The sequence below is a fragment of the Pseudonocardia sp. EC080619-01 genome, from assembly GCF_001420995.1.
Lineage (GTDB): Bacteria > Actinomycetota > Actinomycetes > Mycobacteriales > Pseudonocardiaceae > Pseudonocardia.
The window spans coordinates 385,654-401,344 of the sequence record NZ_CP012185.1 but is presented as its reverse complement, the minus strand read 5'-3'; the positions used below and the strand labels follow the sequence as shown (position 1 = coordinate 401,344).

12 protein-coding genes and 2 pseudogenes are annotated in these 15,691 nt (G+C 66.1%); 9 read left to right on the top strand and 5 right to left on the bottom strand.

Going from position 1 to position 15,691, the window contains the following annotated elements:
- Window positions 1-36 precede the first annotated feature (36 nt).
- Together AD017_RS30035 and AD017_RS30030 are read left to right on the top strand one after the other, a co-directional pair.
- Window positions 37-2,427, top strand: a complete 2,391-nt coding sequence (locus tag AD017_RS30035; protein WP_255358520.1) for a Pls/PosA family non-ribosomal peptide synthetase — start codon at window positions 37-39, stop codon at window positions 2,425-2,427.
- A gap of 86 nt (window positions 2,428-2,513) precedes the next feature.
- Window positions 2,514-3,431, top strand: coding sequence for a TauD/TfdA family dioxygenase (locus AD017_RS30030; protein WP_255358521.1), 918 nt, complete (start codon window positions 2,514-2,516; stop codon window positions 3,429-3,431).
- A gap of 270 nt (window positions 3,432-3,701) precedes the next feature.
- Here the strand turns inward: AD017_RS30030 and AD017_RS35605 are convergent, their stop codons facing one another.
- A complete protein-coding gene (locus AD017_RS35605; protein ID WP_168172349.1) occupies window positions 3,702-3,872 on the bottom strand; it encodes a hypothetical protein in 171 nt (56 codons plus the stop codon).
- Window positions 3,873-4,532: 660 nt separating this feature from the next.
- On the opposite strand from AD017_RS35605, the gene AD017_RS30020 reads away from it, so the two are divergent.
- From AD017_RS30020 to AD017_RS33880, 3 genes and pseudogenes are all read left to right on the top strand, one after another.
- A complete protein-coding gene (locus AD017_RS30020) occupies window positions 4,533-4,805 on the top strand; it encodes a hypothetical protein (protein ID WP_060577075.1) in 273 nt (90 codons plus the stop codon).
- Between the two features lie 78 nt (window positions 4,806-4,883).
- Window positions 4,884-5,999 (top strand): PLP-dependent cysteine synthase family protein, encoded by a 1,116-nt coding sequence (locus tag AD017_RS30015; RefSeq protein WP_082538506.1) that lies wholly within the window; start codon window positions 4,884-4,886, stop codon window positions 5,997-5,999.
- A pseudogene (locus tag AD017_RS33880) lies at window positions 5,999-6,343 on the top strand (MFS transporter); the annotation flags it as partial. The gene AD017_RS30015 and the pseudogene AD017_RS33880, both read left to right, overlap by 1 nt.
- Before the next feature lie 270 nt (window positions 6,344-6,613).
- Here AD017_RS33880 and AD017_RS30005 read toward each other — a convergent pair.
- The 4 genes and pseudogenes from AD017_RS30005 to AD017_RS29985 all read right to left on the bottom strand — a co-directional run bounded on the left by AD017_RS30005 (window position 6,614) and on the right by AD017_RS29985 (window position 10,493).
- The gene (locus tag AD017_RS30005) at window positions 6,614-7,210 is read right to left on the bottom strand and encodes a transposase (protein WP_060577073.1); all 597 of its coding nucleotides are present in this window, start codon (window positions 7,208-7,210) and stop codon (window positions 6,614-6,616) included.
- Between the two features lie 520 nt (window positions 7,211-7,730).
- Window positions 7,731-8,372, bottom strand: a complete 642-nt coding sequence (locus AD017_RS30000; RefSeq protein ID WP_060577456.1) for a PadR family transcriptional regulator — start codon at window positions 8,370-8,372, stop codon at window positions 7,731-7,733.
- A gap of 94 nt (window positions 8,373-8,466) precedes the next feature.
- Window positions 8,467-9,336 carry a fumarylacetoacetate hydrolase family protein gene (locus AD017_RS29995; protein ID WP_060577072.1) on the bottom strand — a complete coding sequence of 290 codons (870 nt, stop codon included), beginning with the start codon at window positions 9,334-9,336 and terminating at the stop codon, window positions 8,467-8,469.
- Window positions 9,333-10,493 (bottom strand): annotated as a pseudogene (locus tag AD017_RS29985) (mandelate racemase/muconate lactonizing enzyme family protein). The gene AD017_RS29995 and the pseudogene AD017_RS29985 overlap by 4 nt, the downstream one beginning before the upstream one ends.
- A 274-nt stretch (window positions 10,494-10,767) precedes the next feature.
- Here AD017_RS29985 and AD017_RS29980 point away from each other — a divergent pair.
- From AD017_RS29980 to AD017_RS29965, 4 genes are all read left to right on the top strand, one after another.
- A complete protein-coding gene (locus tag AD017_RS29980) occupies window positions 10,768-12,000 on the top strand; it encodes a cytochrome P450 (RefSeq protein ID WP_060577069.1) in 1,233 nt (410 codons plus the stop codon).
- Window positions 11,997-12,989: a cupin domain-containing protein gene (locus AD017_RS29975; protein WP_060577068.1), complete on the top strand. Its 993-nt coding sequence runs from the start codon at window positions 11,997-11,999 to the stop codon at window positions 12,987-12,989. Before AD017_RS29980 ends, AD017_RS29975 begins: the two co-directional genes overlap by 4 nt.
- Window positions 12,990-12,999: 10 nt before the next feature.
- Window positions 13,000-13,962: a PDR/VanB family oxidoreductase gene (locus AD017_RS29970; RefSeq protein ID WP_168172350.1), complete on the top strand. Its 963-nt coding sequence runs from the start codon at window positions 13,000-13,002 to the stop codon at window positions 13,960-13,962.
- Window positions 13,963-14,116: 154 nt separating this feature from the next.
- A complete protein-coding gene (locus AD017_RS29965) occupies window positions 14,117-15,460 on the top strand; it encodes an aromatic acid/H+ symport family MFS transporter (RefSeq protein WP_082538507.1) in 1,344 nt (447 codons plus the stop codon).
- Window positions 15,461-15,691 lie beyond the last annotated feature (231 nt).

Here is a 15,691-nt window from a genome sequence, read left to right as displayed (position 1 = left end):
GGCGGTCCTCGCGGATGTCCTTGGAAGGACGTCCCGTTGGATGCCGACGTGTTCGACGACCTCGGCGCCGATTCGCTGACGATGGCTAAGTTCTGTGCGCGGGTGCGCAAGGATCCGCAGCTACCGACGCTGGCCATAGCCGATGTGTACGCCTGCCCATCTGCCTCCGGGCTGGCCGAGCGCGTCACCGGACTCGTCGGCGCTGACGGGTCGGGGCCCACCACGAAGCCCCCGCTCGCCGTCGAGCGGAGGGATCCCGGACGACGTGTCGGAACCGGCGGAGTCGCACTGTGTGGCCTCGTCCAGATCGCTATGGTCCTGGGCTGGTCGTATCTGTTCTCCCTGGTGCTCTTCCTCGGCTACGAGTGGTTCGTCGCGTCACCGAGTCTGTTCGAGCTCTACCGGCGATCCTTCGTGATCGGCGCCGTCACTTTCGTATTCCTGTGCGTGTTCCCGGTCGTCGTCAAGTGGGTCGCGATCGGGCGCTGGAGTCCCCGGACGATCCGGATATGGAGTCTCGACTACGTCCGGTTCTGGCTCGTCAAGACGCTGACGAGGCTCAACCCACTGGTCATGTTCCGTGGGTCGCCTCTGTACGTGCTCTACCTGCGGGCACTCGGCGCACGGATCGGCCGGGACGTCGCGATCTTCTCTCAGGCCGTTCCGGTGTGCACCGACCTGCTCACAGTCGGCTCGGGAACGGTGATCCGCAAGGACTCTCTGCTCTCCTGCTATCGCGCCCGGGACGGAGTCATCGAGATCGGGCCGGTCTCGCTGGGTTCGAACGTCTTCGTCGGCGAGGCGACCGTCCTCGAGATCGGTACTCGCATCGGAGACGGAGGCCAGCTCGGTCACTCCTCGGCACTACCAGCCGGACAGGCTGTCCCGCCCGGCGAGCACTGGCACGGATCCCCTGCACGTCCGTGCAACGTCGACTACCAGCCGGCCGGAGCCGCCCGGTGCGGCCGGACACGCAAGATCGTCTACTCGGTGGTGCAGCTGACGCTCGTCTTCGGTGTCCTGATGCCGATCTCGTTCGGTGGTGTCGCTCTGCTCTTACGAGAGGTTCCGCAGTTGGCCTCCCTGCTGGCACCGGGCCCCGATGCTTTCCGGCACTGGTACTTCTACGCCGAGATCCTCGGCCTGAGCTTCGTGCTCTACGTCGGGTTCCTGCTCGTCGCCGTCCTGATCCAGACGACCGCTCTACGAGCCCTCGGACGGCTCCTGCGTCCCGACCGGACGTACCCGCTCTACGGAGTGCACTACTTCGTGCAGCGAGCCATTGCCCTCCTGAGCAACAGCATCAGACTCACGATGCTGCTCGGTGACAGCTCGGCGATTCCTCATTACCTGCGGGGTCTCGGCTACAGGCTGACGCCGCTGCTTCAGACCGGTAACAACTTCGGGATGCTCATCAAGCACGAGTCACCGTCGCTCGCCGGTGTCGGCACCGGAACGGTGGTGGCCGACGATCTCTCGATCGTCAACGCACACTTCACGAGCACATCCTTCTTCGTATCGAGGGCGGTGATCGGAGAGGGCAGCTTCCTCGGCAACCGGATCACCTACCCGTCGGGAGCGCGGGTGGGCGACGACTGCCTTCTGGGCACCAAGGTGATGGTGCCGATCGACGGACCGCTGCGCGAGGGCGTCGGGATCCTCGGCTCGCCGCCGTTCGAGATTCCGCGGACCGTGGCCCGCGATGCCCGTCTCTCCCCTGGGCACGTCGACCTGCGACAGGCACTGTGCAGGAAGAACCGCCACAACGTCGGCACGATGGCGCTGCACGTGCTGGTGCGGTGGCTCTACTTCTTCGGGATCGCCCTGATCATCCCGGCAGTGGCGCTGGTCGATGCGACTTTCGGTGCAGTGGAGATCGTCGTCGCGCAGGTGCTCATCGTGGTCTTCACCGTGGGGTGGTTCGCGCTAGTCGACCGGTTGGTGCGCCAGCTCCTGCTGCGGACACCGGGAGGCTGCTCGATCTATGCTCCCGTGTTCTGGGGCCACGAGCGCTACTGGAAGGTGCCGGCACCGGCCGTAGTCGCGTTGTTCAACGGCACCCCTATGAAAGGGATGGTCTGGCGCCTCAACGGCGTGAATGTCGGCGGCCGGTTGTTCGACGACGGAGCGTCGTTCATCGAGCGTCCGTTCACGACGATCGGCGACGACTGCATCTTCAACGAGCGCAGCGTGGTCCAGAACCACTCGCAGGAGGACGGCTCCTTCAAGTCGGATCACACTGTGCTCGGGTCGCGGGTCTCGATCGGCGTCGGCGCGTTCGTGCACTACGGCGTCACGATCGGCGACGACGTCGTGATCGAGGCCGACTCGTTCCTCATGAAGGGTGAGGAGATCATGGCAGGCGCGACGTGGGGCGGGAACCCGGCAAAGGAACTGAGCACCACTCCAGGGGCGGTCACCCCATGACCCGGCCGCGGGGGGCCCGCACGAGCGGTACTCCGCTCCCGTCCACAGACCTCCGGCTGGAGCGCCGGCCGGGCGCGCCGGCTCTTGTGCAGGTCGATCCCGAGGATCCGTTGCGGTGGATCTTCGAGTCCCGAGGGGCCCTGCGCTCGGCCGTGATCGAACACGGTGCGGTGCTCGTCCGTGGCCTCGGGCTCTACGACCCGGTCCTGGCCGGCGACGTCGTCCGCTTACTCGCCGACCGGCTGATGGCCGAGCGCGAGACCTTCGCACCTCGGACGACCTACGCCGACCGCGTCTACTCGTCGACCCGTTGGCCTCCGCAGATGCCGATGTGCCCGCACCACGAGCTGGCCTACTGCGATGTGTTCCCCACGCTGATGATGTTCGTCTGTCTCACACCACCGACATCCGGTGGGGTGACGGTGCTGGTCGACTCCACCGCGGTGCTGCGGTCCCTCCCGGCTGGATTGGTGCGCCGGTTCGAGCAGGACGGATGGCTACTTGTCCGCACCTACAACGACGAGATCGGCCCGTCGTGGGCAACGGCGTTCGGGACCGGCAGCAGGGAGGCTGTTGAGCACTACTGTCAGATGCACGCCATCGATCTCGAATGGCGTCCTGGAGGGAAACTGCGCACCTGGCAACGTCGGCCCGCCGTGCGCCGTCATCCCGTCACCGAGGAGCGGTGCTGGTTCAACGACATCGCCTACTACAGCGAATGGGTGTTCGGACCCGACTGCCGTCACGAGATCGCCGACCTGTGCGGAGCCGACGAGCTTCCAGTCACCACCTGCTTCGGTGACGGCACAGCGATCGGCTGGGACATCATCTCGAGAATGCGGAGGGCGTACAGCGATCACGCTGCGGGCGAGTCGTGGCAGAGCGGCGATCTGCTCGTGGTCGACAACATCCGTGTCGCCCACGGGCGCGCCCCGTACACGGGGTCACGAGAGTTGCTCGTAGCGATGGCCGACCCCCTCAACCTGCAAGGTGCAGCCTGGTGAATGTCCTCCTCGGACGATGCCGACCGACCGCACCGCATCACCACACCCTGCCCATGGCATCCATCAGGCGTCTTCAGTGGACGGCGCGCACCGATCATCGTCGCAGCCGTCCCGCCGGACCGGTGACCGGCGAACGCATATTTCAACGATGGCATGAAGTCGGGTGGTCAGAGCGGTAGACATGAGCCCATCCCGAATTACAGGGCAAGCATCCGAGGTCGCTCTCTGAAACTGGCAGATGGAGCCCGACGGCAACCCTGCACCGATGCCCTACTCGGTCTTCTCCGCCGACGGCGGCGTCGCCTTCAACGGAGGTGACCGAGCACGGGCATCGGCGGGTTGTGTGTCAAGATCGACCTCCCCGAGGCCGAGGCGTTCTTCAACGATCTCGTCGAGGGCAACAAGGTCCAGGTCGTCCGCGCCTCCGCCGAGCAGCAGCACGCGAGGCAGCGACCAGCTGACCCTGCCGGGCGCGGGCACCCCCGACTCGGGACGGTGCGGCCGGCGTTCGGCAGGTCCGGTCGCCGCACAACTCGACGACGCCTACGGCTCCTCCCGGCCACCAGCGCTGATAGAACCGACGGCCGGACCGCCACCCTCCGACATGTTGATGACGGAGCGTTATATTTCTGCAGTGAGGTCGCCACGATAGTTCCATGCATTACACCCGTATGAGCATGTCCTGGTCGCAGCGAGGTTCGTCACGGTGGTCGCGACAGCGAATCTCGCAGCGGGGCCGTTTCGACCCCGGACCAGGCAGAACAGCGCGGTCGGAGACCAATCTCCGGGTGATCTGCGGTGGACTGCACGACAGGATGCAGACGGCCACCTCGTCTGGCGCGCCGTTGCCGGGGCGCGAGACCAGCAGACGGACGCTGGTACAGTTCGGTAACTGTGAGCAACCCGAGCGGCGGACCGCCTCCGGCACCGAATCTCGGTTCCCGTCGCGCGCTGCTGCTCGTGGTCCTCTCCACGCTGATGCTGACGTCCGGTTGGCACGCGTTTTCCGTCCCACGGCGCGGAGCTGAATAGTGGGCAACCGGCGCAGGTAGTCGCACAGCCGGCGGCAATGAGCTCCTCATCAGGGCATCACCCGGGGATGTGGTCGAGGCCGAGAGCGACAGCCCGCCAACCCCACACTCGCACCACAACGAGCCGGTCTGCCATCAGGACGGCACCCAAGACGAGTCGGCGCTGACCGCTCGTGCCGACCGACCCGCGATCCCTGATATCTACGGTGGGGCGGGGATCCTCGCCGTCGTCGTGGCTGATCTGCAGTCACAGCCGTCGACAGACCGACGCGCCGCCAGCGGTCCGGCCCGGATCGAAGGCGGCCGCCAGCACCTGGTGCTGGCACAGATCTCGCGGACATAGAAGAGCCATCGGCGACCTGGATCGCCGTTCTCTGAGTCCCACTTCGCTGCTCCCCGGCGCGCGACCGCGCGCGTCTCAATGAGGTCTGTCGTGTCCACTCCCTCCGCCACCCTGCCCCCCAACCAGCCCGACCCGGTCCCGCGCCGCTGCTTCCACCTCAGCAACGTCGTCGGCGCCACACCGACGGTGTGGATCGACGCCCCGTTCGCCCCACCCGGGCGGGGGTTCTGGGCAAAGCTGGAAGGTTCCAACCCCGGCGGCATCAAGGACCGTCCCGCTCTGCACATGGTCGAGCGGGCTCGCGAACGCGGGGATCTGCGCCCCGGCGGCCGGATCGTCGAATCCACGAGCGGGACCCTCGGGCTCGGTCTGGCGCTGGCTGGAATCGCGTTCGGACACCCAGTGACGTTGGTGTCCGACCCAGGTATGGAACCACTGATGTACCGGCTCCTGCAGGCCTACGGCGCCGACGTCGTAACGGTCGAGCCCCCCGCGCGACTCGGCGGCTGGCAGCAGGCCCGCCGCGAACGCGTAGCGCAGCTGCTCGCCCAACACCCGGGCTCGTGGTGCCCGGACCAGTACAACAACCCCGACAACGTTGCCGCCTACGCCCCACTCGCCGACGAGCTACACAGCCAGCTCGGCCACATCGACGTGTTGGTCTGCTCGGTCGGCACCGGCGGCCACTCAGCCGGGATCACCCGGACCTTGCGCCAACACCTGCCCGACCTCGAGGTGGTAGGCGTCGACACGGTCGCGTCCACCATCTTCGGCCAGCCCGCCCGGCCACGGCTGATGCGCGGGCTCGGCTCGAGCATCCACCCCCGCAACGTCGATCACGACATCTTCTCCGAGGTGCACTGGGTCGGGGCGGACGAGGCGGTGTCGGCGTGCCGGGCGATGGCCAGCGGCAGCTACTCCAGCGGAGGCTGGAGCGTCGGTGCGGTCGGGACCGTAGCCGGATGGCTGGCACGGACCCGCCCGCCGGGCATCCGAATCGCGGCGATCTTCCCCGACGGCCCGCAACGCTACTTCGACACGGTCTACAACGACGACTTCTGCCAGGCCAAGGGAATCACCGTCGGCGAGCCGCCCTTGCACGACCCGGACGAGATCGAGCGACCCGACACCGCCGAAGTCCGCCGCTGGACCCGCTGCACCGCCGTGCTCCGCCCGACCGGGCGCGAGACCTGATGCAGGTCCTCGACAAGTACCGGTCGTTCGACCGGCCGGTCCAGCTGCTACTGCTCAACCAGCTGACGATCAACCTCGGCTTCTACATGCTCATCCCGTACCTGGCCGACCACCTGTCCCAAGGACTGGGGCTGTCGGTCCTGATGGTCGGGCTGATCCTCGGGGTCCGGAACTTCTCCCAGCAGGGAATGTTCCTGGTCGGGGGCAGCCTGGCCGACCGGTTCGGCTACAAACCGATGATCGTGGCCGGCTGTGCGTTGCGGACCGGCGGACTCGCCCTGATCGGGCTGGTCGACAACGTCCCGGCCCTGGTCGTCGCCTCGGCGGCGACCGGGTTCGCCGGTCGAGGAACGCGAGCTGTCCGGCGGCGAAGCAGGTGTAGTGCCAGCCGTCGCGTTCTTCCATCAGATCGAGCTGCGCGCCCAGCTGTGGGCGTTCCCGGCGGACGATCACCCGGATCCCGGGCGGGTAGCCCTCGAGGGCCGCGACGGGCAGCAGTCCGGTGAGCTCGGCCAGGCTGGCGCCGTCGCGGTGGCTGCCGTCGGCGTCAACCGCGTCGGCCCACACCTTCTTCGGATGGCGGCGATGGCGGTGTGTTCGCGGTCGGTGGTGGCCTAGCCGACGGAGAACTCGCAGACGGTCCTGCCGCGGCGGCTGCGGATGTGAGTGAGGAACGCTTTCGTGCAGCCGGCGGTGTCGGCCCGGACCAGGGCCGGGCGGCCGTGGCGGTGCTGATCCGGAATCTGAGCCAGGGCCTGGTCGAACACGTCGACGTGATCGGCGGCGGTTATCGCTCCGGCGTTGCCGCGGCACGCCACCCCGACGAGGAACTCGGAGGTGTTGTCGCAGAACGCCATCAGCGGACGGTAGTCGAAGGTCCGCTTGAACGTCGCCGCCGCCTGTTCCCTCTCCGAGTGGCAGACCACGATCGAGGCATCGAGGTCGATGACCAGCACGTCGAGGTCGTGGCCGGCCACCCGCGCCGGCGGAAACGCTCGGCCGTAGCGTTCGGCGTCCTGGTCCCAGACCACCTCCCGAGCCCTCGCCCGAGCCGCCACCACCTGGGCCAGCGCGGTGTCGTCAAGGGAGTCGAGCAGCCGCCAACACGTCGAGTCCGACGCCACCGACCCGAACAACTCGGCCTGGTCGCACAGCACGTCGATCTCGGAGATCGTCCTCGCACCGTCGGCGACGGCCACCTCGAGGTCCACCGGCCCGGATCATGTCGAGTCCCCGGCCGCCGCAACTCGTCCAACGCCTCCGCCAGCTCACCGGTCAAGGTCGTCCGGTCGGCGACATCGGCAAGCAACCTGGACCCGACGTGCGACACGACCCCAGCCCCGTCTGCGGTCACGCTGATCTTCGGACGGATGGTTGTAGCCTGCACTCGGAAAGTGCCTCCTCGACCGCGGCGGACATGGCCCTCGACAAGCCCTGTCTTACCTGGTCACGAGGCACTTTCTTCTTTCGGAGGTCAACTACCACCCAGCCTGCCGTGAAGAATCCGGACTAAGTGCTCGTTGATGCCACTGGAGCGGATGTGCACGAACGCGGGAACAGAACCAGTCAAACCGCATCCGCTACTTATAGCGCTCGGAAACGGTGCGGGAACGACCCAGGACAGTGCTCTGCCTGGCCTCTTCGGACCCTCTTAGCCCGATAATCCGGCACAGTCTAGCTCTGCCCTCTGATTATGGCCGGGTTCGGGCCGGGACCTGACAGGGGTGCTTACTAGAATAGCTCCGTCGGTTCACGGTACCCGTCGAACGCTTCACCATAAAGAGGAATTTGACGTCGTTCTAGATCGTCAATCAGTTCGAGGCCCTCCCGTGCCCACGCAATCTCGGTCTCAGCCTTCCTGACCTGGCCACGATAGGCGAACAGTTTGTAGGCAACAATCGCCTCGTGCTCGGCTTCCGGCCGACGCTCCAGCCGCTTGCGTAACAGCGGAACGCGTCGCTCCTCAATATCGGCGACAAACAATTGCGCATCGGTCAACCTCTTCGAGTAGTGGTTGAGATGTGCACCCAGTTGACGACGAGCGGATTCGTAGCTGGAAAGCTCCAAATGGGAGGCGCGTAGACGGTGGACGTCCCGTTCCGACTGGTAGACGGCGGGTTCGTCTAGCCACTTCTTGAACTCCGCGACCCCATTCGCATTGACGACGTACTCTCGTTTTGTTGCCCGCTCGCCGCGCGGGATCTCTCGGACATCAATGAGTCCGTCGGCCTCCATGCGCCGCAATTCGGGGTAGATCTGGCTGTGCGGTGCGCTCCAGACATTCGCCGTCGTGCCATCAAAGTACTTGACCAGCTCGTAGCCCGTCATGGGATCTGCGGTAAGGAGCGCCAGTAGCGCATGTCGAAGAGACATGGTCACCTCCCGAGGTCGCGCGGTACGTATACTAGACAGTATCGGTCGACTCATAAGCAGTGCAGAGTGGGACTACCGCGCGACCTCGTAGAGGTCAGACCTCAGTGCTCACCGGCAGCTGGAGTTCCCCGAGGCGGTCGATCCGCACGTGCACCAAGTCGCCCTCGACGATCGGGCCGACCCCGGGCGGGGCCCCCGTGAGAATGACGTCGCCGGGCTGAAGCTCCATGACGCTGGATGCGTAGGAGAGGATGCCGGGGATCGATACAAGCATCTTGGCGCAGGACACCTGCTGGCGCACCTGTCCGTTGACGCTGAGAGAGACGGACAGGTCACGCCAGTCGCCAGCGTCGTCTACAGTGGTCACCCACGGCCCGAGCGGGGTGAACGACGGGTAGCTCTTACGTCGGGAGCGGTCGCCATGACCGCGCACGGTCATGTCGAGCCCGATCGTGTAGCCGAGGACGTGATCCATGGCACCTGCCTCGGAGATCCGGTGTCCGCCACGGCCGATCACGATGGCCAGCTCACCTTCGTGATGGATCTCCTTGCCGTCGGCGACGACATCGTTGGGCAAGACGATCCGGTCACTGGGGCCGACGACCGAGGACGGGGCCTTGAGGAACACGTCGAAGTCCAGTAGCCACTCGGAGCCCGTCACGCCAGACGCCGGCAGCACAGTATCCCGCATCTCGGCGACGTGGTCGCCATAGTTGGAAGCGGCCGCTACCACCTTACCCGGGTTGAGCACCGGCGCCCGGAGCTGGACATCGGCGAGCGCGAGCGGCTCACCGATTACCGTGGGCACGCTGCCATCGGCGAGGTCTCGGCACGCACGTACCCACCAACCCGCCCCGAACGGGTCTGGGTCTTGGTGACCGAAGCCGATCGTGACCGGTGTGATGGTTCCGGCCTCCGGGTCGATGATGCCCGGGCGGTAGTCGTCGTAGAGCGCCAGTCTCATGAAGAACTCCTCGTCTCGGTACGCGTGGTGGTGTAGCTGTCGATCGCCTCGGGATTCCAGGCCACTCCGTGCCCGGGGCCACTCGGCACGTCGACGACGCCGTCGCGCGGTCGCAGGACCTCGAGGAGTAGCTCGTCGATCAGCGGGAAGTGCTCGACCCAGGTCGTCGCGCTGGCAGCCGCGGCCAGCTGCACATGGAACTACGGCAGGAAATGAGGAGACAGCGCAACACCGTGGGCCTCGGCGAGTACAGCGATTCTGAGGAACTCAGACACCCCGCCAGTCAATGGCGCGTCCGGCTGGAACACCCCCGAGATGCCGAGATAAGGCACGAACGCGGACGTGCCGAGCAGATGCTCACCTACAGCCAGCGGCACTGACGACCGCTCTGCCAGCGCACGGTGCCCGGCGACGTCACCTGCCGGCAACGGCTCCTCCAGCCAAAACACATCCAGCTCGCTCAACCGCGGCGCCAGCCACTGCGCCGTCGCGAGGTCGAGCCGCTCATTGCAATCGATCATGATCGTGACATTCGGCCCGACTGCGTCCCGTACTGCCGCTGTGCGAGCGAGATCCTCTGCCGGCGGGCGGACGCCTGCACGCAATTTGATCGCCGAGTAGCCCTCGTCGAGGTAGGCGCGCGCTCCCTCGACGAGCTCCTCGACGGACATCGCGTGCGTGGCTCGACCGCTTCCGTAGATCGGGATCGCGTCTCGCTGACTGCCCAGCAGGCGGTGCAGGGGCGTTCCCGCTCGTCGGGCCCGTAGGTCCCACACTGCGATGTCGACGGCCGACGTCGCCGGCAGCGCGACCCCCTCACCGAGCCGATGGGTCGTGGCGAGCACTCGATGGAAGGCACGGTCCCATTGCCACAGTGGAAGATCGGTAATCGCCGGTGCGTGCACTGCATCCACCATCGCGAGCACGGCCTCCGCCCCGCTGCCCAGCGCGTAGGTGAAGCCGGTTCCCGTAGCGCCGTCGCTGTCGGTGATCGTCAAGTGCACGAGCTGTAGCTGCGTGGCACCAGACCCGCCCCGTGCGGCACCGAGAGGGACGGTGACCAGTCGCGTCTCGATCCGGTCGATCGTGCTTTCGTCCGCGCCGGAGGGGCGCGGAGGCCCTGACCTCGTCGTCGCTGAGTCGTGCCGGGAAGACATCGATGAACACCCTTCGAGGTGTGCTGCAGGTCGGTTCGCAGGTGGTAGCCGCCCGGCCACAGACGCGTACCGATCGACTATCAGAACGTGAACCCGGACCGAGCCCGCCGCTTGACTTGGGTATGACGATACGTAAAACTAGATGCAATGCGGAGGGCGGGTCAAGCTTCGCCACCCCGTCGGCCTGGCCGTTCGAGTGACCGACCCGTCGATCCACCACCATCCGTTCCGGGCGCCCCAGGGGACGCTCGGGGACTTCCTTAGGTAGGTCACTGTGGACGTACTGACAGAGTCGGCTGCGCGCCGGTTCGACATCTTCGACGTGCCCGACGGCTACATCGACGACCCGTATCCCTGGTTGCGGGGCCTGCGTGAGGGCGATCCGATCCACGCGAACGCAGACGGGTCCGTACTCCTCACCCGCTACCGGGACGTACGAGCTGTGTGGCGTGACCCCACCGCATCGGTGGCTAAGGACGAGATGTTCCGCGAACGCTTCGGCGAGGGCCCGCTACTGGCGCACCACACCACCGGGATGCTGTTTCGCGACCCGCCCGACCACGACCGACTGCGCGAGATCGTCAATCCGTTCTTTACCCGGTCCAACATCGCGGGCTTCCAAGCCTTCCTCGAGGCTACCGTGGACCAGCTCCTCGATAACATGGCCGAATCCGGAACGTTCGATCTCGTCACCGACTTCGCCGAGCACATCCCGGCCTCGATGATCACCCGAATCCTGGGGGTGCCACCGGAGGACGCGCCGCTGCTGCGGCAGCTCGGGCTACAGGTGCTGTTCCCGCTCAACCCGCGAGTTCCCGACGAGATCATCGAGGCGGGGCACGCCGCGGCGGGCAAGTTCGTCGACTACATCACCGAGCGGCTGGCCGAGGTGCGCAGACGCGGCGTCGACGGGACTCCGTCGAGTGTGCTCGAAGCGGTGGTTGCCGCCGAGTCGGATGGTGCGGCCATCACGCCAGACGAGAGCGTTCACATGTGTTTGCTCGTCTTCAACGGCGGCCACGAAACGACCACCAACCTGATCGCCGTGGGCACCCACGGTCTGCTGCAGCACCCCACCGAGTTCGCCCGCCTGGCTGAGATCGACGACCGCGCCGTGAACGTCGCCGTCGAGGAGATCGTCCGCTACGTATCGCCGCTGCAGCTGCAGGGCAGACGGACCACCGCCCCCATCGAACTACCGTCCGGTTCGTTGCCGGCGGGAACCGAGGTCGTGCTGTGCCAGGCCTCGGCGAATCGTGACGAGCAGGAGTTCGCCGAGCCAGAGCGGCTAGATCTGAGCCGCAAACCCAATGGGCACCTCGCGTTCGGTTTCGGCGTACACACGTGCCTGGGGAACCAACTGGCCCGTTTGGAAGCCCGCGTTGTCCTGCCCCGGCTCGCCCGCCGACTGCCGGATCTGAAACTCGCCGGAGCCCCGGTTTTCAACCCCAACGTTCGTTTCCGAGGCCTTTCGAGCCTCCCCGTCCGTATCGGAGACGCCGCATGACTGCCCAGCTCGACAGCTACTACGACCGTCTCGCCGACCGACACTACGGGGCCTTGTGGCGAATGAGTGGTGCATTGACGAAGGCACCGTCCACCGCGATGGTGCCGTACCTGTGGCCGTACGCCGAGGCCCGCGAACTACTGACCGAGGCAGGCTCGCTGGTGACGCCGGAGGAGTCCGACCGGCGGGTCATCGCGTTCGACAATCCCGGCACTCGCCCTGGTCAGCTGGCTCGCTCGACCGACACGCTGTGGGCGGCGCTGCAGCTGGTGCTTCCCGGCGAGGCGGCGCCGCCGCACCGCCACACGCCGGCCGCGCTCCGGTTCATCATCGAAGGCGAGTCGGGCTGGACCGACGTCGACGGCACGCGCTACGAGATGGCCCCCGGTGACGTGATCCGTACCCCGAACTGGACCTGGCACGGCCACGGCCACTCGGCCGCAGCGACGGCACCGATGATCTGGTTGGACGGACTAGACCTTCCACTCATCCACGATCTGCCGGCTGTGTTCGCCGAGTTCACCGAGGGCGACGCATCAGTGCTGGCGCTGCCCTCACCCGCCGATGTCACGCCGCACGCGTTCCCCTTCGCACAGATGCGCTCCGAACTCGATGCCCGTCGCTCCGGACCGGGTGACCCGTTCGACGACATCATCGTCGAATACCGGGATCCAGAGACCTGTGGCCCGATCATGCCGACGCTTTCCGCGGCCATGCAGCTACTGCGGCCCGGCACCCAGACATCGGCGCACCGCCACTCGCACAGCGTCGTCTACCATGTCGTCTCCGGCTCCGGGGTGTCCACGGTCGGCAACCGTCGCTTGGCATGGAGCAAGGGCGACACCTTCGCAGTCCCGGTGTGGGCCGTTCACGACCACAGCAACACCACTACCAACGACGCGCTGCTGTTCTCGTTCTCCGATGCACCGGTCATCGACGCTCTCGGCCTGACTCTCGAAGAGCCCGTCACCGGCCGCGACTCGTCCTGAGGAGGTCACATTGACCACCGCCAGCGGCCTGGACCTGCTTGTCCAGCGGACCACGACGGAGGCAGTTGGTGTACTCGGGCTGCACCTCGTGCACCCAGACGGAGAGCTGCTGCCAGAATGGCAACCGGGAGCGCACATCGATGTGACCTTGCCGTCCGGTCGAATCCGCCAGTACTCGTTGTGCAGCAACCCTACCGACCGGACGCACTACCGCATCGGCGTCTTGCGAGAGGAGCACGGGCGAGGCGGCTCGCTCGAAGTGCATAACACGCACCTCACCGGGACGACGATGCGTGTCAGCGCGCCGCGCAACCGCTTCCCCCTTGTGCCGGCGGACCGCTATCTATTCATTGCGGGCGGTATCGGCATCACCCCGATCCTCGCAATGCTTGGCGATGTCACAGCTCCGTGGCAGCTGATCTACGGTGGACGCTCGCTGGACACGATGGCCTTCCGGCAGGAGATCGCCGACCTCCAAGGAGGTACGACCACCCTCGTACCGCAGGACATCGACGGCCTACTCGACCTGGAGGAGATCGTCGGCCATGCGGACAACGACACCGCCATCTACTGCTGCGGCCCCGACGGTCTCTTGCAAGCCGTGGAACAACACTGCGCGGCACGGCTCCCACCCGGGGCTTTACACTTGGAACGCTTCGGCGCGCCCCCAAACTCGCCACCACAAAACAGTGCGAACTGCGAGGACTCGGCATTCGAGGTGGAGCTTGCCCGCACCGGCGTCACCCTCTCCGTCCCACCAGACAAGACCGTGCTGGAGACGGTTCTGGAACGAGCACCACAGCTCGACTATTCTTGCGAGGAAGGCTACTGCGGCACCTGCGAAACCCGAGTCCTCGCCGGGGTTCCTCTGCACCGGGACACAGTACTCGACGATGCCGAACGCGACTCCGGAAACACCATGATGATCTGCGTCAGCAGATCGAAAACCCCAAAGATCACTCTCGACCTCTGATCACGCGAGCCCCTCCGCGGTAGCTGTCGAGCGTTCAGGACAACCTGACCTGAACTTCTCGCCCACCGCACTATCCCTGAAGTACCACTCTCGTACCCCCACCGCCGGGCTTGTTGCACCGCGGGGGCGATACATCCAGTGAAAGGTGGTCCCCGTGTCACTGTCGACCGGACCCGCGCGATCAGGACTTTCCGTGGTCGCCCTGTGCTTCCTCACCATCGTCTTCGACGGCTACGACCTGATCGTCTACGGATCCGCAGTGCCCAGCCTGCTGACCGAGCCCGGCTGGGACATGGGCCCCGCCCAAGCCGGCGCGATCGGCAGCTACGCCCTGATGGGCATGCTCATCGGAGCCCTCGCCGCCGGTGCGATCACCGACGTCATCGGCCGCCGCCGAACGATGCTCATCGGTATCACGGTGTTCTCGGTGCTCATGATCGCGTGTGCGCTGGCCCCGGACCCGACGACCCTCGGCATCGCACGGTTCCTGGCTGGTCTCGGCCTGGGCGGGGTCATCCCGTCAGCAGTCGCTCTGACGGTCGAGTACGCTCCACCCCGACGACGGCAGCTGTACAACGCGTTGATGTTCGCAGGCTACTCGGTCGGCGGTGTGCTGGCAGCCGTCCTTGCGCTTGCTTTCCTCGCCGAGCACGGTTGGCGACTGCTGTTCGCGATCGGCGCCGCCCCACTACTGATCATCCTCCCACTGGCCTGGAAGTTTCTTCCGGAATCGGTCGGATTCCTGCTCGCCAAGGGCCGCGACGACGAGGCAGCTGCACTGGCCGAACGCTACGGGCTCGATCTCGACGCCCTGCGCCTCGAACGCGCTTCGGCCGCCGGACCGTCAGGCCCCAGGGCCTTGTTTCGGCCCGGCTCTGCCAGCGCCACGCTCCTGTTTGGGACCACCAGCTTCTGTGGTCTGCTCCTGGTATACGGCCTCAACACGTGGCTGCCCCAGATCATGCGACAAGCTGGGTATCCACTGGGGTCGGCCCTGACGTTCCTGCTCGTCCTCAACCTCGGCGCGATCGTGGGCGGCATCGCCGCATCCCTGCTCGCCGACCGATTCGGGCCCAAGCCCGTCACTATCGCAGCCTTTCTGCTCGCCACGACCTGCCTGCTCGTGCTGAGTCAGCAGGTCGGCACCGGACTACTCATGGTCGCCGTCGCCGTGGCCGGACTCGGTAGTGTCGGCACCCAGATCCTGATCAACGGATTCGTCGCGGTCTATTACCCGGCTAGAATCCGAGCCACCGCTCTCGGTTGGTCGCTCGGAGTCGGCCGAATCGGAGCAATCATCGGCCCGCTCTTCGGGGGCTGGGTTCTGGCTGCCGGCATCGGATTCGAGTGGAACTTCTACGGGTTCGCCATACCCGCACTTCTCGGGGCGGTATTCATTGCACTCATTCCTCGCCGACGCACCTCGCATTCTCCGACGTCGAGCGCTACCGATAGTTCGTCCGCTACAAGCGCAAACAGTGAAGAAGCACCCGCTTGATGGCGCGAGCCGATCAACCGTACCTGATTCTGAGAACAGGTGTGGTGTCGAGTCGGGGAGTCGATCAGAAAGATTGCGGGCCAGCAGATCTAACCAGTGAACGGAGCCCTGCGTGAGTGGTGACGCCGATGTATGTCGACCAGGAGTAACGGACCGCGGAGATCGAGCAGTCGGGTCGTCAGCACAACGCAGGCCTGGCGAAACGGCAGTACCTACGACCTCGGGACCGCT